The organism is Kitasatospora sp. NPDC127060 (genome assembly GCF_042724935.1).
In the GTDB taxonomy this organism is placed as follows: Bacteria; Actinomycetota; Actinomycetes; order Streptomycetales; family Streptomycetaceae; genus Kitasatospora.
Genome location: NZ_JBHXEG010000003.1, coordinates 94149 through 110539, shown reverse-complemented (window position 1 = coordinate 110539; position 16391 = coordinate 94149). Strand labels below are relative to the sequence as shown.

Annotated in this window: 13 protein-coding genes; 7 read left to right on the top strand and 6 right to left on the bottom strand. The window is 74.9% G+C overall.

Annotated elements, in window-relative coordinates; all coding sequences use genetic code 11:
- Window positions 1-38 precede the first annotated feature (38 nt).
- The 3 genes from mce (at window position 39) to ACFWIS_RS03535 (ending at window position 6721) form a co-directional block, all read left to right on the top strand.
- The gene (mce, locus tag ACFWIS_RS03545) at window positions 39-482 is read left to right on the top strand and encodes a methylmalonyl-CoA epimerase (protein WP_380452946.1); all 444 of its coding nucleotides are present in this window, start codon (window positions 39-41) and stop codon (window positions 480-482) included.
- Between the two features lie 497 nt (window positions 483-979).
- The gene (locus tag ACFWIS_RS03540) at window positions 980-5674 is read left to right on the top strand and encodes a hypothetical protein (protein ID WP_380452944.1); all 4695 of its coding nucleotides are present in this window, start codon (window positions 980-982) and stop codon (window positions 5672-5674) included.
- Window positions 5675-5791: 117 nt separating this feature from the next.
- Window positions 5792-6721 (top strand): cellulose-binding protein, encoded by a 930-nt coding sequence (locus tag ACFWIS_RS03535; protein WP_188306039.1) that lies wholly within the window; start codon window positions 5792-5794, stop codon window positions 6719-6721.
- 84 nt (window positions 6722-6805) lie between these two features.
- Here the strand turns inward: ACFWIS_RS03535 and ACFWIS_RS03530 are convergent, their stop codons facing one another.
- Together ACFWIS_RS03530 and ACFWIS_RS03525 are read right to left on the bottom strand one after the other, a co-directional pair.
- A complete protein-coding gene (locus ACFWIS_RS03530; protein ID WP_380452942.1) occupies window positions 6806-7117 on the bottom strand; it encodes a hypothetical protein in 312 nt (103 codons plus the stop codon).
- The gene (locus ACFWIS_RS03525; protein ID WP_380452940.1) at window positions 7114-7854 is read right to left on the bottom strand and encodes an alpha/beta fold hydrolase; all 741 of its coding nucleotides are present in this window, start codon (window positions 7852-7854) and stop codon (window positions 7114-7116) included. The genes ACFWIS_RS03530 and ACFWIS_RS03525 overlap by 4 nt, the downstream gene beginning before the upstream one ends.
- 240 nt (window positions 7855-8094) lie before the next feature.
- Between ACFWIS_RS03525 and ACFWIS_RS03520 the strand changes: the two genes are divergently transcribed.
- Both ACFWIS_RS03520 and ACFWIS_RS03515 read left to right on the top strand, forming a co-directional pair.
- Window positions 8095-9099 (top strand): ABC transporter ATP-binding protein, encoded by a 1005-nt coding sequence (locus ACFWIS_RS03520; RefSeq protein WP_380452938.1) that lies wholly within the window; start codon window positions 8095-8097, stop codon window positions 9097-9099.
- Window position 9100: 1 nt separating this feature from the next.
- On the top strand, window positions 9101-9868 hold the full coding sequence (locus ACFWIS_RS03515; protein ID WP_380452936.1) for an ABC transporter permease subunit: 768 nt from the start codon (window positions 9101-9103) through the stop codon (window positions 9866-9868).
- 26 nt (window positions 9869-9894) lie between these two features.
- Here ACFWIS_RS03515 and ACFWIS_RS03510 read toward each other — a convergent pair whose 3' ends face one another.
- A complete protein-coding gene (locus ACFWIS_RS03510; protein ID WP_380452934.1) occupies window positions 9895-10218 on the bottom strand; it encodes an ATP/GTP-binding protein in 324 nt (107 codons plus the stop codon).
- A 230-nt stretch (window positions 10219-10448) separates the two neighbouring features.
- On the opposite strand from ACFWIS_RS03510, the gene ACFWIS_RS03505 reads away from it, so the two are divergent.
- The gene (locus ACFWIS_RS03505; RefSeq protein ID WP_380452932.1) at window positions 10449-11759 is read left to right on the top strand and encodes an LLM class flavin-dependent oxidoreductase; all 1311 of its coding nucleotides are present in this window, start codon (window positions 10449-10451) and stop codon (window positions 11757-11759) included.
- Window positions 11760-11822: 63 nt separating this feature from the next.
- Here ACFWIS_RS03505 and ACFWIS_RS03500 read toward each other — a convergent pair whose 3' ends face one another.
- Window positions 11823-12215, bottom strand: coding sequence for an SCO5389 family protein (locus ACFWIS_RS03500; protein WP_380452930.1), 393 nt, complete (start codon window positions 12213-12215; stop codon window positions 11823-11825).
- Window positions 12216-12698: 483 nt separating this feature from the next.
- Here ACFWIS_RS03500 and nucS point away from each other — a divergent pair, with 483 nt between their 5' ends.
- Window positions 12699-13358, top strand: a complete 660-nt coding sequence (gene nucS / locus ACFWIS_RS03495; protein WP_380452928.1) for an endonuclease NucS — start codon at window positions 12699-12701, stop codon at window positions 13356-13358.
- A gap of 4 nt (window positions 13359-13362) precedes the next feature.
- Here the strand turns inward: nucS and ACFWIS_RS03490 are convergent, their stop codons facing one another.
- Both ACFWIS_RS03490 and ACFWIS_RS03485 read right to left on the bottom strand, forming a co-directional pair.
- A complete protein-coding gene (locus ACFWIS_RS03490; protein ID WP_380452926.1) occupies window positions 13363-15654 on the bottom strand; it encodes an ATP-binding protein in 2292 nt (763 codons plus the stop codon).
- 251 nt (window positions 15655-15905) lie between these two features.
- Window positions 15906-16223 carry an STAS domain-containing protein gene (locus ACFWIS_RS03485; RefSeq protein ID WP_380452924.1) on the bottom strand — a complete coding sequence of 106 codons (318 nt, stop codon included), beginning with the start codon at window positions 16221-16223 and terminating at the stop codon, window positions 15906-15908.
- Window positions 16224-16391: the final 168 nt, after the last annotated feature.

Below are 16391 nucleotides of genomic sequence, written 5' to 3'. Positions count from 1 at the left end.
CTGGGTGCCACTTTCCGTCCACCGCCCTGGAGGTCACCGTGCTGACCCGAATCGACCACATCGGCATCGCCTGCCGGGACCTCGACAAGACGGTCGAGTTCTACCGCGCCACCTACGGCTTCGAGGTGTTCCACAGCGAGGTCAACGAGGAGCAGGGCGTCCGCGAGGCGATGCTCCGGATCAACGGGACGGACGACGGCGGCGCCTCGTACCTCCAGCTGCTGGAGCCCACCCGCCCGGACTCCACCGTCGCCAAGTGGCTGGAGAAGAACGGCGAGGGCGTGCACCACATCGCCTTCGGCACCGCCGACGTGGACGGTGACGCCGAGGCGATCCGCGGCAAGGGCGTGCGGGTCCTGTACGACGAGCCGCGGATCGGCTCGATGGGCTCCCGGATCACCTTCCTGCACCCGAAGGACTGCGGCGGCGTGCTGACCGAGCTGGTCACCTCGGCCCTGCCGGGCGGGCCCGAAGAGCACTGAAACCACCCCGGTGGGCCGCCCGCCCCGGGCGGCGCACCGGATTCGGCCCCTAGCGACCCGTCAGTAACGTGGTCCGACAGCCGGAAAACCCCTACGCGGCCATTCCCCCGTGGTGCGCTCCCACTACAATGCCCAGGTGCGCGAAGACTCCGGGGGACGGAGACGACGGGCACGGCCGATGACAGGCCCGTCCGCCCTCCGGTGGTCGGCCCGTCGCAGGGGAGTCCAGTACGCGGGCACGGCTGCACAGTCGCAAGACGGATCTGTCACCATTCTCCACAGGCAAGAGTTCGCCCAGGAGTCCACCCGGACGGGGGAACGCGGCACACCCGCGCTCCCGTGGCCAGGATTCCGACGACCGCGGCGGACGCCCCCGGCTTGACACGGGGTCGTCCGGTGGCTGCGGATGCAAGGACCAGTCGGACCGGCTCCCGCTACACGGGAACCCCGGACCGGCCGGGTCGAGGACGCAACCAGGAGATGGATGGGACCGCGGAGTGCGGGGCAACGACCGCTACGAGGTTGACGATCACCTCTCCCAGTTCGAGGCCGAGATGGGTCGGACTCGGAAGGAGCGGGACAAGGCAGTCGAGCATGCCGAGGACCTCGCCTACCAGGTGGAGGTGCTCCGGGCCAAGCTGCACGAGTCCCGGCGCATGCTTGCCCAGCCGCGCGCCTTCGACGCCGTCTCCGGCCAGGCCGAGCAGATGCTCCGGACCGCCGAGATGCAGGCCCAGCAACTGCGCGCCGACGCCGAGCGCCAGCTGCGCGACTCCCAGGCCGCCACCCAGCGGATCATGGCCGAGGCGGCCGAGCGCACCGCCCGGCTGGAGGCCGAGCTCACCGCCCGCCGCCGCCAGCTGGAGGACGAGCTCGCCGAGCTGCGCCGCTCCGCCGAGCAGCACGTCAACGGCTGGGCCGAGCAGACCCGGGCCGGCTCCGAGCAGGAGGCCCAGCGCCTGCTGCAGGACGCCCGCGCCGAGGCCGAGCGGATGGTCGCCGCGGCCCGCGCCGAGGCCGCCGCCCTCTCCGACCACGCCCGCGCCCAGACCGCCGCCGACGTGGACGCCGCCCGCGGCGAGGCCCAGGCCGCCGCCGAGGCCGCCCTGCAGAAGGCCCAGAACGACGCCGAGCGACTGCTGCGCGCCGCCTCCGAGCACGCCCAGCAGGCCGGCGCCCAGGCCGCCGCCGACGTGGACGCGGCCCGCGGTCAGGCCCAGCAGGAGCTGGCCGCCGCCCATGCCGCCGCCGAGCAGCAGCTGGCCGCCGCGCAGGCCGAGATCGGCCGGCTGAAGGAGCAGGCCGCCGCCGAGCAGGCCCGCGCCGAGCAGCAGCTCGGCGCCGCGAAGACCGAGATAGAGCGGCTGCGCGCCGAGGCGATCGCCGAGGCCGAGCGCACCCGCCGGGAGGCCACCGAACTCCGCGCCCAGGCCGAGCAGGCCGCCGAGCAGCTCCAGGCCGACGCCGAGGCCGCCGCCGTGCGCAAGGTCGCCGACGGCGAGGCCGCCACCGAGCAGCGTTCGCAGACCGCCCGGGCCGAGATCGCCCGACTGGTCGCCCAGGCCACCAAGGAGTCCGAGGCGATCCGCGCCGAGGCTGAGGCCGTCCGGGCCGAGGCGGCCACCAGGCAGGCCGAGGCGGACGCCGCCAAGGCCGCCGCCGCCGAGGAGAGCGAGCGGCTGCGGGCCACCGCCGAGTCGGTCGCCGCCCAGCTGAAGGCCGAGGCCGAGGCCGCGATCGCCGAGCTGCGCGCCCAGGCCGACCGGGAGGTGGCGGAGCTGCGGGCCCAGGCCGCCGCCGACGCCCAGCGACTGCGCGGCGAGGCCGAGGAGCAGGGCCGGGCGGCCGGCGCCAAGGACGCCACCGTCCACCTCGCCAAGGCCGCCAAGACCGCCGAGGAGGTGCTCGGCCGGGCCAACCAGGACGCCGAGGCCGCCCGCGGCGAGGCCGCCGCCGAGGCCGAGCGGATCCGGGCCGAGGCGCACGCCGAGGCCCAGCGACTGCGCGAGCAGGCCCAGGCCGCCGTGGAGCAGGCCCAGAACGCCGCCCTGGACGACGCCGCCGCGATCCGCGAGCGGATCGAGCAGATGCAGGACGAGGCGGCCCGGCTGCGCGCCGAGGCCGAGGAGCTGCGCGCCCAGGCCGCCGCCGAGGCCGACCGGGTCCGGAGCGAGGCCCGCCGCCAGGCCGTCCTGCAGATCGAGGAGTCGGCGAAGAACGCCGAGGAGCTGCTCACCAGGGCCAAGGCCGACGCGGACGAGCTGCGCGCGGGTGCCGCCGGGGAGATCGAGCGGCTGCGCGAGCAGGCCCAGGAACAGGCCGCCGAGACCCAGGGCCGGGCCGAGCAGACCCTGGCCCGGGCCCGCGCCGAGGCCGCGAAGATCACCTCCGCGGCCGAGCAGCAGGGCCAGGACGCCCTGTCCGCCGCCAAGGCCGCGGCCGCCGAGAACCGCACCGCCGCCGAGCGCGAGACCGCCGAACTCCGGCGCGAAGCCGCCGAGTTCGACCAGCGGGTGCGCTCCGAGGCGACCGCCGCCGCCGAGGCCGTCACGACCGAGGCGCAGGCCGAGGCGAACGCCGTCCGGGACGCCGCGGTCGCCGACGCCGAGCGGGTGCGCTCCGAGGCCGACGCCGAGGCCGCCCGGACCAGGGCCGAGGCCGAGGCCGCCGCCGACGCGCTGCGCGGGGAGAGCCGGCGCGAGCACGAGGAGGCCGCCGCCGGGCTGCAGCGCGAGCGCGAGGAGACCGCCGAGCAGCTGGCCGCCGCCCGGACCGCCCGCGAGCAGGCCGAGCAGGCCGCCGCCGAGCTGACCGAGCGCACGGCGCGGGAGACCGCCGAGGTCCGCGAGGCCGCCGAGGCGTACGCCGGTCGCGTCCGCACCGAGGCCGAGCAGGCCGCCGTCGAGCTCACCGAGCGCACCGCCGCCGAGACGACCGCCCAGCGCACCGACGCCGAGGCCTACGCCGACCGCGTCCGCACCGAGGCCGAGCAGGCCGCCGCCGAGCTGCGCGCCCTCACCCAGCGGGAGACCGCCCAGCACCGCGAGAGCGCCGAGGCGTACGCCGACCGCGTCCGCACCGAGGCCGAGCAGCACGCCACGGAGCTGCGCACCGAGGCCGAGCAGTACGCCGTCGACCGCCGCACCGAGGCCGACGAGCTGCTGGAGCAGGCCGGCGCCGCCGCCGAGCAGCGCCGGACGGAGGCCGCAGAGGACGCCAAGGCCACCCGGGAGAAGGCCGCCGCCGAGCTGGCACTGGCCACCGAGCAGGCCGAGACGGTCCGGGCCGAGGCCGGCCGGGAGCTGTCCGAGGCCCGCGCCACCGCCGAGGCCGTCCGCGCCGAGGCCGCCGCCGAGCTGGAGCAGGCACGCGCCGATGGCGAGGATGTGGTGGCCGCCGCCCGCGCCGAGGGCGCCGAGCTGATCGCCGCCGCCGAGGAGGAGGCCGCCGAGGTCCGCCAGGCGGTGGCCGGCCTGCACGAGGCCGCCGCCGAGCAGATCGCCGCGCTGCGGGCCACCGCCGAGCAGGAGGCCGCGGACACCCGCGCCCGGGCCGAGCAGGACGCCGCCGAGCTCACCGAGCGCACGGCGCGGGAGACCGCCGAGGTGCGCGGGCTCGCCGAGGCGTACGCCGCCGAGGTCCGCGAGCTCGCCGACCGCGAGACCGCCGAGCAGCGCGAGTCCGCCGACCGCTACGCCGCCGAGGTGCGCGAGCTCGCCGACCGCGAGACCGCCGACCTGCGGGCCCGGACCGAGGCCGAGACCGCCGCCCTGCGCGAGCAGACCGAGCTGGAGCTCACCGCCGAGCAGGAGGCCGCCGAGGCAGAACTCGGCCGCCGCCGGGCCGAGGCCCAGGCCTACGACGAGCAGCTGCGCTCCGACGCCGAGGCCGAGCTGCGGGCCGCCCAGGAGGCCGCCGAGCAGCAGCGCGCGGACGCCGAGGCGCAGGCCGCCCGTACGGTGGCCGAGGCCGAGGCCCAGGCCCTCCGGACGGTCACCGACGCCGAGGAGCTGGCCGCCGTACTGCGCGCCGAGGCCGAGGAGTACGCCCTCGCCACCCGCACCCTGGCCGACGAGTACGACACCGCCGCCCACGCCCGCGCGGACGTCTACGACGCGGAGACCCGGGAGGCCGCCGAGCAGTTCGACAAGGCCACCCGCGACCGGGCCACGGCCGTCCTGGAGAAGGCCTTCGCGGACGCCGAGTCGCTCGGCGAGGACGCCCAGACCACCGCGCTGGCCACCACCGCCGCCGCCGAGGAGCAGGCGGACGCGATGGTCGCGGCCGCCCGCAAGGAGGCCGACCGGCTGGTCGCGGCCGGCGAGGCGGCCGGTCAGGCCGCGGTCGAGAAGGGCCGTTCCGACGCCGACGCGCTGCTCGCCGAGGCCCGCCGGGACGCCACCGCGATCCGCGAGCGCGCCGAGGAGCTGCGCGAGCGCACCGACGCCGAGGTGGAGGCGCTGCACGAGCGGGCCCGCAAGGAGAACGCGGCGGCCATGAAGTCGGCCGGCGAGCGGGTGGACGCGCTGGTGACGGCCGCCCAGGAGCAGCTGACCGAGGCCGAGGAGCAGGCGGTGGCCACCGTCGCCGAGGCCGAGGACCGCGCCGCCGCCCTGGTCGCGGCCGCCGAGGAGCGGGCCGGCGAGCTCACCTCGGAGGCCTCCGCGGAGGCCAGCAAGGTCCGGCTGTCCGCCGTCCGCAAGGCGGAGGGCCTGCTCAAGGAGGCGGAGACCAAGCTCGCCAACTCCACCGACCGGGCCGAGTCGCTGATCGAGAAGGCCGAGGCCAAGCTGCGCGCGGCCGAGGCGGAGGCCGAGGAGCGGCTGGACGGCGCGGCCACCGAGGCGGAGAAGCGGCTGCGCGACGCCGACCGCACCGCGGACGAGCAGGTCGAGCTGGCCAAGGCGGAGGCCGAGCGGCTGGTCGCCGAGGCGAAGGCCGAGGCCAAGCGGGTCACCGACGAGGGCCGGCGGGAGCTGGACGAGCTGGTGCGCCGCCGCAAGGACATCAACACCGAGATCTCCAGGGTCCAGGACGTGCTCTCGGCGCTGGAAGCGTTCGAGGCACCGTCACCGGTCGCCCAGGCCAACGGGGGAAGCAACAGCAAGAAGGACGGGGGCGCCAAGGCCGGTGCCGGAGTCGGCTCCCCCCGGTCGGGTGGCAATCGTTCCAAGAACGCACCACCCGATTGAGCGGACATTGACGGTCATTGTCCGTGAGAGAACGGCATTTCGCCGTCGACACTCCGGTACCGTGTCAGGATTCCCTCAACCACCTCAGCGGTTTGACGACAGGAAGCCCAGAGTCCCATGAGCGACAGTCACTCCCCTCACGGCTTCGACCTGGTGCGCCGTGGGTACGAGCGCGCCCAGGTCGACGAGCGGATCACCAAGCTGGTGGCCGATCGTGACAGCGCACTGACCCGGATCAGTGCGCTCGAGAAGCGCATCGAGGAGCTCCACCTGGAGACCCAGACCGCGCAGGCGGCGGTCGCCGAGCAGGAGCCCTCCTACGCCGGGCTCGGCGCCCGGGTCGAGAAGATCCTGCGGCTCGCCGAGGAGGAGGCCAAGGACCTGCGCGACGAGGCGCACCGCGCCTCCGAGCAGCACCGCGAGCTGGCCGAGGCCGCCGCCCAGCAGGTCCGCACCGAGGCCGAGAACTACGCCAAGGACCGCAAGGCCAAGGCGGAGGACGAGGGCCTGCGGATCGTCGACAAGGCGAAGAGCGACTCCGCCCAGCTGCGCGCCGAGGCCAACAAGGACGCCCAGAACAAGCGTGAGGAGGCGGACGCCCTCTTCGAGGAGACCCGCACCAAGGCCGCCCAGGCCGCGCTGGAGTTCGAGACGAACCTGGCCAAGCGCCGGGAGCAGTCCGAGCGCGACCTGGCCGCCCGTCAGGCCAAGGCCGAGAAGCGCCTCGCCGAGATCGAGCACCGGGCCGAGCAGCTGCGCCTGGAGGCCGAGAAGCTGCGCACCGACGCCGAGCGCCGGGCCCGCCAGACCGTCGAGACGGCCCAGCGCCAGTCCGAGGACATCGTGGCGGACGCCAACGCCAAGGCGGACCGCATCCGCAGCGAATCCGAGCGCGAGCTGGCGGCGCTGACCAACCGCCGCGACAGCATCAACGCCCAGCTGACCAACGTCCGCGAGATGCTGGCGACGCTGACCGGCGCGGCCGTGGCCGCCGCCTCGCTGCCGAACGACGACACCATGGGCGTGCCCGCCCAGCAGTCGCGCTGACGCAGCCGCAGCCGTAACCGCGGACGCCGTCACGGACAGGCCCTCACCCCGGCGGGTGAGGGCCTGTCGCGCGTCGCGGTGTCACTACCTCGGGTAGGCCCCGTCGGGCCGCTGGTGCCCGCTGCTGAGCTGGTTCCCCTCGTCGTCCGAGACGGTGCCGAACCAGGAGGTGCACCAGACCGACACCGAGTCGGGCCAGTACTGCACCTCGAACGGGTGCCCGGATCCGTAGTCGCCGTACGAGGTGACGATGAAGGTCTCGCCGGGGCGCATCCAGTAGTCCTCGCCGAGCGGCTCCAGGGTCAGCTCCACCAGTCCCTCGCCGCGGTTGGTCACCGGCATCCGGCCGGTCACCTCCAGTGCGGAGAAGTCCCAGCCCGCCGCGTCCGGGCTCATCCGGCCGCCACCCGGAGGAGAAGCCGGCGGACGGCGGCGTCGAACGCCCCCGGGGACTCCAAGGCGCTCAGGTGGCCCACGCCGGGGACGACGATCAGCTCGGCGTCCGGGCGGGTCCGGGCCATCAGCTCGACCTCCTCCAGCGGCACCAGGGCGTCCAGGGCGCCCGCCAGGAGCGAGACCGGCACCCGGAGCCCGGCCAGGACGTCCAGCGCGTCGGGGCGGGCCGCCATCGCCCGCTGGGCCCAGGCGACCGCGGCCGGCGACGCCGCGGCCACCATCGTCTCCACCCGCTCCACCAGGTGCTGCGAGTCGGGCCCGAGCTGCCCGGCCGCCACCCGCTCGTCCAGCAGCAGCCGGACGCTGTCCCGGGCGGTGACGGCGGCGGCGATCCGCTCCCGGTTGCCCCGGACGGCGTCGGTGTCGGCGGTGGCGCGGGTGTTGGCCAGCAGCAGGCCGGACAGCCGGTCCGGGTGCCGGCGGGCGAAGGCGAGCGCCACGTAGCCGCCCATGGAGAGCCCGCCGACCACCGCGCGGTCGATCCCGGCCGCGTCCAGCAGCAGCGCCAGGTCGTCCGCGACGAGGTCCAGCGAGGGCTCGTCGGTGCCCAGTTCGGTGCCGCCGAAGCCCCGCTGGTCGGGGGCGAGCACCCGGACCTCGTCCCCGCCGAGGCCGGGCAGCGCGTCCAGCTGGGCGGACCACATCGAGGAGTTCAACGGGAAGGCGTGCAGCAGCACGAGGGGTGTTCCGGTACCGCTCTCACGAACGGAAACTGCCGAGGGGAGCTCGCTCATGCGCCCACCTCGCTACGCTCGGCAGGGGCATTCGCCAACGCGCACCTCACATCGATTCGCTCGCTCTGCTCGCTCATGCCGCCCACCGTATTCCGGTGCGCCCGGTGAGCCCACTCAGCGGGCCCACTCGACGGGCCACGCCATCCGCTTTGTCCTAGCCTGACAGAGAGTAAGGGAGCGCGAATGATCGAGTTGCACGACCTGACAAAACGTTACGGCAAGACTCTCGCGGTGGACCGGCTGAGCTTCTCGGTCCCCCAGGGCGTGGTCACCGGCTTCCTCGGCCCCAACGGCGCGGGAAAGTCCACCACCATGCGCATGATCCTCGACCTGGACCGCCCGACCAGCGGCCGGGTCACCATCGACGGCAAGCGCTACGGGCAGCTCAGCGAGCCGCTCAAGTACATCGGCGCCCTGCTGGAGGCCAAGGCCGTCCACCCCGGCCGCACCGCCCGCGACCACCTGCTCTGGCTCGCCCAGAGCAACCGGATCCCCGAGCGCCGGGTCGACGAGGTGCTCGCCCTGGTCGGCCTCACCCCGGTCGCCCGCAAGCGGGCCCGCGGCTTCTCGCTCGGCATGGGCCAGCGCCTGGGCATCGCCTCCGCGCTGCTCGGCGACCCGGAGATCGTCATGTTCGACGAGCCGGTCAACGGCCTGGACCCGGAGGGCATCCTCTGGATCCGCAACCTGATGAAGCGCCTCGCCGGCGAGGGCCGGACGGTCTTCGTCTCCTCCCACCTGATGAGCGAGATGGCCGTCACCGCCGACCACCTGGTGGTCATCGGCAAGGGCCGGCTGCTCGCCGACCTGCCGATGCCGGAGTTCATCCGGCGCAACTCCCGCTCCGCCGTACGGATGCGCACCCCCCACCCCGAGCGCCTGCTCGACGTCCTGGCCGACGCCGGCGTGCGGCACGAACCGGGCCCGGGCGGCTCCTACGAGGTGGTCGACGGCGACATCGCCCGGCTCGGCGAACTGGTCGCCGAGCACGGCGTGGTGCTGCACGAACTCAGCCCGCAGCAGGCCTCGTTGGAGGAGGCGTTCATGCAGATGACCGCGGACTCGGTGGAGTACCACGCGGGCGACGGCCCGGGCCAGGACCCGGCCGGCTCACCCGGCGTCTGGGGCGCGGGCTGGAAGGCGGACGGCACCCGGCCGACCGCGGCGGCGCGGCAGGAGGAGAACTGAGATGACGTCCTTCCCGGCGATCCTGCGCTCCGAGTGGACGAAGATCCGCAGCGTCCGCTCCACCGTCTGGACGCTCGCGCTGGCCTTCGTGGTCACCGTCGGCATCGGCGCGCTGCTGTCCCTGCTCACCAACAACAACTTCACCGAGTTCAGACGCCACCAGGAGACCCCGTTCGACGCCACCGGCACGGCGTTCTCCGGCATCATGCTCGGCGAACTGGCCATCATCGTCTTCGGCGTGCTGGCGATCGGCAACGAGTACAGCAGCGGCATGATCCGGGTCACCCTGGCCGCCGTCCCCCAGCGCGGCACCCTGTTGGCCGGCAAGGCGCTGGTGCTCGGCGGGTTGGCCTTCCTGGTCTCGCTGGTGACCGCCTTCGTCACCTTCTTCGTCGGCCAGGCGCTGCTCGGCCCGCACTCCACCACCCTGAGCGAGCCGAACGTGCTGCGCGCGGTGCTCGGCGCCGCGCTGTACCTGACGATGCTCTGCCTGTTCTCGGCCGGCGTCACCGCCATGCTGCACAACCAGACGCTCGCGCTCGGCGTGCTGGTGCCGTTCTTCTTCCTGCTCTCGCCGATCCTCTCGGCAGTGCCGAAGGTCAAGACCCTGGCCCACTACTTCCCCGACTACGCGGGCTCCCGGATGCTCCTGGTGTACGAGCAGAACGGCCAGCCGTACGGGCCGTGGGCGGGTTTCACGATCTGCCTGGCCTGGACCCTGGCAGCGCTGATCGGCGGCGCGCTGGTGCTCAAGAACCGCGACGCGTAGGGCCCGTCCGGGAGGGGAGTCCGGCTTCAGTAGCGCGGAGCGCCGCGGCCTCGCAGGACGTTGGAGGCCCGGCGCTCCCGCGCTCCCCAGCACGCGCGGTGCCAGTGCCGCCGGTCGTCCACACCGCCACCGTGCATCGGCCAGGCCACCACGTGGCCGACCCCCGGCGGGATCTCCTGGTCGCAGCCCGGGCAGCGGTAGAAGCGCCCCGCGGTGCCGGCGACCGTCTGCACCACCCAGTCGTCGCCCTGGTAGCTCTCGGTACGGCGCAGCGATCCGCCGAGCGCGGCGGCGGCCGGTTCGGCGCTCTCGCGGGGGGCGTCGCTCTTGATCCGGTTGCGGCGGGGCACGGCGGACTGCCTCTCTTCCGGGGGGCTTGAGTTCGTTCCAGCCTACGGGTGTCAAACCCTTTTACCGGCCCCTATCACGGCGTCGGCCGACCGTCCGGCCTTTTTGCCGAGATCCACCCGGTCATCGGGGAAATTCGGGGTTCCGCGTGCCATTGGCACATGACATCGGATACCCACGAATGGACAGGCGGGGCCCGCAGACCCTGCGTGCACCCGAGGAGGCCCCCAGGATGACCAAGACCAGCCCCCGCGCCGAGACCCGCCGGCCCGTCGGCGTGCGCCCACCCGCCCCCGGCCCGACGCTCACCTCCGTACCGCCGCTGACCGCCGCCACGGGCGAACCGCTGACCGCCGCGCAGCGCAACGGCGCACTGCCGCCGGACACCGCCCCGGTACGGGTCGGCGCGTTCCTGTTGTCCGCCCAGTTCCCCGGGCAGAGCCACGGCGAGGCGCTGGAGCGCACCGTCCGGGCCACCGTCGAGGCCGAACGCGCGGGCCTGGACAGCGTCTGGCTGGCCGAGCACCACTTCGTCCCGTACGGGGTCTGCCCCAACGCCGCGACCCTGGCCGCACTGCTGCTCGGGCGCACCCACCGGATCGGCATCGGCACGGCGGTCAGCGTGCTCTCCACCAGCCACCCGGTGGCGCTCGGCGAGCAGGCCGCGCTGCTCCACCTCACCTCCGGCGGGCGCTTCACGCTCGGGGTGGGCCGCGGCGGGCCGTGGATCGACCTGGAGGTGTTCGGCGCCGGCGTGGACGCCTTCGAGAACGGCTTCCCGGAGCGGCTGGACCTGCTGCTGCGCTGGCTGCGCGGCTCCCGGGTGGGCGCGGACGGACCGCAGTTCGCCTTCCCCGAGGTGGCGGTGGTGCCGCAGGCCACCGAATCGCCGCGCCGCCCGGGCCTGAGCAGTTGGCTCGGCCTGGACGAGCCGACCGGCCCGGTGCGCTTCCCGCGCCAGCGCCAGGACACCGACGGCCTGGCCGAGGAACTCACCGCCGCCGGACGGCCGGTGGCCGGCCCGCCGGTGGTGGTCGCCTGCACCTCCCCGGGCGGGGTGAAGCTGGCCGCCGAGCGCGGGCTGCCGATGCTGCTCGGCATGCACTCCGGCGACGACGACAAGCTGCGGATGCTGGAGCTCTACCGCGCCGCCTGGCTGGCCGCCGGACGCGGCGAGGAGCAGCTGCGCCGGGTGACCCGCCAGCACGTCGCGGCCGGCGTGGCCCAGGTGGACGACCGCGCCTCGGCCGCCCGCGCCACCCTGCTGAACGCGATGCCCGGCTGGTTCGAGTACGGGCTGGGCGCCCACCGCACCGTGGACGGCCGCGAACGCAAGATGCGCGACCCGCACCAGTACACCGAACTGCTCTGCGACCTGCACGCGGTGGGCACTCCGAGGCAGTGCGCCGACCGGCTGCTGGCCACCGCCGAGCGCACCGGCATCCGGCGGTTCGCCCTGCTCGCGGAGGGCAGCGGCGACCGCGAGACGACCCTGCACAACATCGCCCGACTCGGCTCCGAGGTGCTGCCGCAGCTGAGTTGACCCCGGCCCGGACCGCCGCCCTCCCCCCGCACCGGGGGACGGGGGCGGCCGGCACCGGCCGGGTCAGCAGTCCCGCAGCTCCTCGGACTGGTTGAGCAGCTGCTCCCGGACGGAGGTGAAGCGGCCGTACCGCGCCTCGTTGGCCTCGGACGGCAGGAACACCGCCACCCGGTGACAGTTCTGGAACGCCAGCCGGACGCCGAAGTGGCGCTGCAGGGCGCCCCGGATGGCATCGCTGGCCAGGGCACGCAGCAGCTGGCCGCGGGCCTGCTCGCTGGGCGGCGGCACCTGGTTGTCGGCGAAGTCGGTGCCGTCGACCTTCGCCTGGGCCACCAGGGAGCTGATCAGGTCCCAGGCGTACGGCAACGAGACGCGGACGCAGTCGACGAATTCCCGCTCGTCGACCTCGCCCCGCTCGGCCTTTTCCAGCAGGGCCGGTGAGACGTCGAGCGACATGGATTCTCCTCTCGCGGTCCACCCGCGGCGGCGCCCGGGTGGTCATGCGTAGTCCAAGCTCACAGTGAGGGTGGGCGATATCGCAGATGGTGTCCGGAACACAGTGGAACGGGCGTTTCCGGCACCTGTTGCGAAGGGCGGCGGCGCCACGGGACGTGACGTCCTGAACACCGACCGCGTCAGAACAGCGTGGCAGTCAACGGCGGAGCGGGCTGGTCGTTCCTACGGATTGCTCCGGAAATACGCCGCGGTGCACCAGATTGGCCGGATCCCATCGGATCGTTCACCTGAAGTCTCCATCCCCGTTGACAGCGACCCCGCATCCGTGGCGTCACACACCGTAGCGACCCCAGGGGGCGTACGCCAGAGCGCGGCGGGCGGCGGCGGGACCACCGAACCTCCATGGTCGCGGGGTTCGCGGTTTCTTCACCCGGTCGTCTCGGAATCGCATCAACTGGCCCCGGTGGGCTAGCGTGGTCGACCGTGCGTCTCGTAATTGCCCGCTGCTCAGTCGACTATGCCGGTCGGCTCTCCGCCCATCTGCCCTCCGCCACCAGGCTGATCCTGGTCAAGGCCGACGGCAGCGTCAGCATCCACGCCGACGACCGCGCCTACAAGCCGCTCAACTGGATGTCCCCGCCGTGCGCCCTCAAGGTGGCCGACGGGGTCTGGACGGTGGAGAACAAGGCCGGCGAGAAGCTCATCATCACGCTGGAGGAGGTGCTGCACGACTCCTCGCACGAGCTGGGGGTGGACCCCGGCCTGATCAAGGACGGCGTCGAGGCCCACCTCCAGGAGCTGCTCGCGGACCGGATGGAGGTGCTCGGGTCCGGCTGGTCGCTGATCCGCCGCGAGTACCCGACCGCCATCGGCCCGGTCGACATCCTCTGCCGCGACGCCGACGGTGCCACGATCGCCGTCGAGATCAAGCGCCGCGGTGAGATCGACGGTGTCGAACAGCTCACCCGCTACCTCGAACTCCTCAACCGGGACCCGCTGTTGGCCCCGGTCAAGGGCGTCTTCGCCGCGCAGGAGATCAAGCCCCAGGCCCGCGTCCTGGCCACCGACCGGGGCATCGGCTGCGTGGTGCTGGACTACGACGAGCTGCGCGGCATCGACGACGACAAGCTCAAGCTGTTCTGACCGGTCAGACCGGTCCGCTCTTCGCCGAGGTGGTCGGGCTGGGCGTTCCGGTCGAGGTCGACGACGGCGTGGACGGCGTCGAGGGCGCGCTCGAAGTGGTCGCCGGTGCCGACGGAGTGTGGCTCGGCACCGACGGCGGCGAGGACTGCGGACCCGGCGGCTGAGACTGCTGCGGCGGCTGCGGCTGGCCCGGCGCGGGCGGCTGCGGCTGCCCCTGCGGGCCGTCCGACTGGGTCGCCCCCGGCGAGTTGCTCGGCCGCCTCGTCGGCGAGGCGCTCGGCGAGTGCGACGCGCTGCCGCTCGCCGAGGGCTCCGGGCCGGTCCCCGTCCCGGCCGGCGCCCCCGGCGCGGTGCCGCCGCTCCCGGCGGTACCCGGAGCGCTGTCGGCGGACGGCAGCGGCAGCGGGGCGTTGCCGGTGTCGCCGACCTCGTCCATCCGCCCGTGCGGATCGTTCCCCTTGGCCCCGTCGGGCGCGGCGAGGCTCATCGCCACCGCCGTACCGAGCACGCCGAAGGTGAGCAGGGCGGCGGAGGCCACCACCACCCGGCGGCGCTTCCCGGTACGGGCCTTCAGCCCGGCCGGTACCCGGGCCGCGATCTTGCGGATCACCGGCCCGCGGCCGGCCGCCGCCCCGGCGGGCGCGGCGGCCGGCAGCTGCCGGCCGTCGGCGCGCAGCAGGTCGAGCATCCGGCCCGCGGCGGCGACCCCGCGCTGCTCGCCGGCGGCGGCCCGCAGGGTGAGCGCGCTCTCCAGTTCGGCGATCGCCCGGGACGGCTGCCGGAGGCAGATCGCGTGGACGCCCGCCTCGTGGTGGAACCAGGCCTGGTCGACCGCCGAGCCGGTGCTCCGGGCCGCCTCCATGCCGAGTTGCAGCACCCGCTCCCAGGCGCCCCAGCGCAGCGCCAGTGCCAGCGCGGGCGCGGCCGCCCGGGCCAGCCGGACGACGGCGTCGTGCCGTCCGGCGGTCCGGTCCGCGAGCAGCACACCGATCAGTACCTCGGCCTCGGCGGCGATCTGCGCCAGCGACACCGAGCTGTGCCCGACCCACCAGGCGAAGTGCTGGGCCGCGCCGTCGACGCAGCCGCGGGCCGGCCAGTGCGGGGCGAGCAGTTCGAGCGCCCCGGCGGTGAGCCGGTGGTGCCCGCCGATGGACACCGCGAGCCCGGCGTCGGCGAGTTCGGCCAGCGCGCTCTCGCCCTGGCCGACGTCGATCAGCGCGGGCAGGTGCGGCGCGGTGGGGCACTCGCCGCCGAGCGCGACGGCCAGCCTCAGCACGGCCTGCGCGGGCTCGCTGAGCCCCTCGGCGAGGCGGACGGCGGGCGAGGCGGTCTCGGCGACCGAGGGCAGCGGTACGGTGCGCCGCAGCGCGTTCTCCCGGATCGCCGGGTCGGGGTCGTGGACGGGCTCCTCGACCGCGCCGAAGACGTCCCGCCGGTCCTCCTCGGCGGCGACCAGCGCGTCCACCGAGACGTCCCGCTGGCGCAGCAGCGCGGCGGCCTGGACGAAGCGCAGCGGCAGTCCCTCGGACTCGAACCAGAGGTCGACCGCCCAGGCCTTCTCGGCGACGTCCAGGGGCCGTCCGGCCAGCCGGCCGGTGAGGGCGAGGCAGGCGGCCCGGGACAGCCCGGGGACGAGGTGGTCCCGCAGCCGGGAACCGGCCGGCAGCGGCGGGCCGTCCGGGGCGCCCGAGATCAGGAAGGCGCAGCCGGGGGCGGTGGCGAGCAGTTCCTCCAGCTCGGCGCCGGTCGGCTCGGCCCCGTCGATCACGACGACCGCGCGGACCTCGGCGAGGTGGGCGGTGAGCTGGCCGGGGTCGGGCCGGTAACCGGGGGCGTGGTGGGTGGCCGCGAAGAGGTCCTGGAGCAGGTCGGCGGCGGTGCGGCGATGCCCGCAGAGCTGGACGACACCGCCGGGGGCGAGGTCGGCGGCGGCTTCGGCGACGGCCGACAGCAGGGTGCTGCGGCCCGAGCCGGCCTGGCCGACCAGGCGTATCGAGCGCCCCTCGGCGAGCAGGCCGAGCAGTTCGGCGATGTCGGCCTCGCGGTCGAGCAGCGGCAGGTCGGTGGGCCCGGCGCCGAGGGCGAGCGGGCCGACCGCCCGGCCGACGCCGCCGAGCGGGCCGCGCGCGGGCTCGCTGCGTTCGATCCGGCGCGGGCGGGGCCGCCACTCCTCCGGACAGGGTCGGGCCTCGGAGCCGTCCGGGGCGCCGACGCCGACCAGCAGGCCGCCGGAGACCAGTTCGCCGCCGCGGGTGCGGACGGCCTCCTGCCGGAACTCGCCGGATGGCTGTGCCACGTTCTGCTCCGCATCGTGTTCGGCCGCCGGCGCCCCGCGCCGGCCGGCACACGTCTCGGTCGCGGCCGCGGGCGGGCGGTGGGCACCCGGCTCCGGGCGGCCGTCATCTGACGGGCAGACTCTTGCACATCCGGGCCCGGCCGTGCAGCGCGGTCCGGGTGCGGGGAAGGTGAAGGCCTGCCGGATCGTCCCCCGACCTGCCGGGCCGGCACGCGCTGATCCGACGCGAATTGTCGGACCCGCCCTAGGAGCTAGAGGACCTGCACCTCGGGAATGCCCCCGTCGACGGCGAGGATGCGGTGCAGCTTGGTGGCCACCAGCAGCCGCTGGAGCTGGGCGGGGACGGAACGCAGCACCAGCCGGCGGCCGATCCGGCCGGCCCGCCGGTGGGTGCCCATGATCACGCCGAGGCCGGTGGCGTCCCAGAACTCCAGCCGGCCGAGGTCGAGCACGAGGTCGCCGAGGCCACCGTCCACGGCCTGGTGCAGCTGGACGCGTGCGTCGGCGGCGGTGCGCACGTCGAGGCGGCCTTCGATGGCCAGCGCCGTGTGGTTGCCGGTGATGCGCATGCTCTCCTCCTTCGCCTGGGTGGCCTGGCTGGTCCGGTTCTTCCGGGGGGGTGGGTCCGGCCCCGGCCGCGACGGGCCGGGAGGCGGGGTGGCCGCCGGATCGGGGTGGCCGCTGGATCGAGGTCGGGACTGCCCGGGCGGGACGCCGGTGGCGGCTCGGTCCGCGCC